At 65.5% G+C, this 1,736-nt stretch carries 2 protein-coding genes; both read right to left on the reverse strand.

Annotated elements, in window-relative coordinates; translation table 11 throughout:
* Positions 1 to 11: 11 nt before the first annotated feature.
* Positions 12 to 1,145 carry an IS630 family transposase gene (locus ACIGXM_RS37350; RefSeq protein WP_396568578.1) on the reverse strand — a complete coding sequence of 378 codons (1,134 nt, stop codon included), beginning with the start codon at positions 1,143 to 1,145 and terminating at the stop codon, positions 12 to 14.
* A gap of 67 nt (positions 1,146 to 1,212) precedes the next feature.
* Positions 1,213 to 1,668, reverse strand: coding sequence for a GNAT family N-acetyltransferase (locus tag ACIGXM_RS37355; RefSeq protein ID WP_396568579.1), 456 nt, complete (start codon positions 1,666 to 1,668; stop codon positions 1,213 to 1,215).
* Between the last annotated feature and the right edge of the window lie 68 nt (positions 1,669 to 1,736).

A 1,736-nucleotide genomic window follows, 5' to 3' on the forward strand; every position in this document is an offset into this window, starting at 1 on the left:
CTAGTGCCGCGTCAGGCAACGTTCGCCCTGTCAACGATCTGACGGAGGCGTTTGTCCGTTGCGTGCTTGTTCCGCCAGATGATGTAGCGGCGGATCATGCTGCCCTGAGCCTTGTGGCTGGGGTGGTCGGTACCGTCGAGGGCGAAGTAGCGCAGTGCGGTGAACTGGGCTTCGATACGGTTGAGCCAGGAGCTGTTGGTGGGGGTGTAGGCGATCTCCACGTTGTTTGCCTTGGCCCAGTCCGCGACCCGGCGGCAACGCTTGGTGGTCAGGTGCGGCGAGTAGTTGTCGACGACGATCGCGATCCGGACCTCCGGTGGGTAGAGGGTTCGCAGGTAGCGGCAGAACTCCAGGAACTTGGAGCGGTTCTTGGTCTTCTTGATGTGCCCGTAGAGCTTGTCCTTGGCCAGGTCGTAGGCGGCGAACAGGTGGCGGACGCCGTGGGGACGGGTGTAGGTCGCCCGCCTGCGGGGGCGCGGTTCGCGGTCGGGGTCCTTGTGTCGGCCGCCGCGCTCCGCCCACTGGCATCCAGGGTGTGGCTGGAGGTTGAGCGGACCGAACTCGTCCATGCAGAAGACGACTTCGGGCTCGCCTTCCTCGGGGATGACCTCGCCGTCCGCGATCGCGTAGAGGTGCTCGACACGAGCCTTCTTGGCGGCGTAGTCCGGGTCGCGGGAGGTCTTCCAGGTCTTCACGCGTTGAAAGGAGACGCCCTCCTGGCGGAGCAGGACCCGAAGGCCCTCGTGGCTGATGTCGTCGACCACCCCCTCGGCGACCAGGAAGTCGGCCAGCTTGACCAGGCTCCAGGTCGAGAACGGCAGGCCGTGCTCGGCCGGCTTGGACTTGGCGATCTTCTTGATCTCGCGACGCTCGGGCAACGTGAAGGTCTTCGGCCGGCCGCCCCGGTATTTCGGGTAGAGCGAGTCGAAGCCGTCGGCGTTGAAGTTGTGGATCACGTCGCGGACCCGGTCCGAGCTGGTGAACGTCACCTCGGCGATCTTGGCGACGTCCATACTCTGGGCGGACAGCAGTACCATCTGCGCTCGCCGCCAGGTCACCACCGACCCGGTGCCCCGGCGGACGATCCGCAGCAGCCTCTGTCCCTCGTCGTCGTCGATCTCTCGGACTTGTACTCGTTCTGCCACCCGGCCATCTTGACGGCGACGTCCTGCTCAGCACCACTACCGGACGGTACGGCACTCCAGCGAGCAGTCAGATCCTCAGCTCCATGAGGCGGGCGGGAGCAGAGTCAAAGCCCGCCTTCCGATACAGACGCGCCGAGTTGGGGTTCGCGTTGAGCTGGACGCGATCAACCCGGTTGGCGGCAGCCCAGGCGAGCATTTCACCCAGCAGAAGGTGTCCGACGCCGGCGTTGCGGTCTGCCTGGTCAACGAAGACCAGCGAGACATGTGCCCAGCGGCCCGGGGCCTGGCCGGGCCAGGGAAGCTTGTCGATCACCACGAGTATGAGGACTCCGATCGCGCGGCCGTCGCGTTCGGCGAGCCAGGTAGGACGGCGCTCCAGGTCGGCGAGCCACGTCTTGGCGAAGCGGTCCACGAAGCCAGGTTCCCCGGCTGTCCCAAGTTCTCGAGCCATGTCCTGCTGAAGACGGGCGACGACTGCAGCATCCGCGGCAGTCGCTGAACGCACATTGACGATGTCGGCCATGCCTCAATGTATCGAGCGGTCAGTCACCATCGGGCCCAAAGGGCGAACGTTGCCTGATGCGGCACTAG

The sequence above is a fragment of the Kitasatospora sp. NPDC052896 genome (assembly GCF_044547075.1).
Classification (GTDB): domain Bacteria; phylum Actinomycetota; class Actinomycetes; order Streptomycetales; family Streptomycetaceae; genus Kitasatospora.

Coding starts and splice junctions, on each gene's coding strand:
- ACIGXM_RS37355 (WP_396568579.1), bottom strand. CDS start 1,668: ATGGCCGACATCGTCAATGTGCGTTCAGCGACTGCCGCGGATGCTGCA.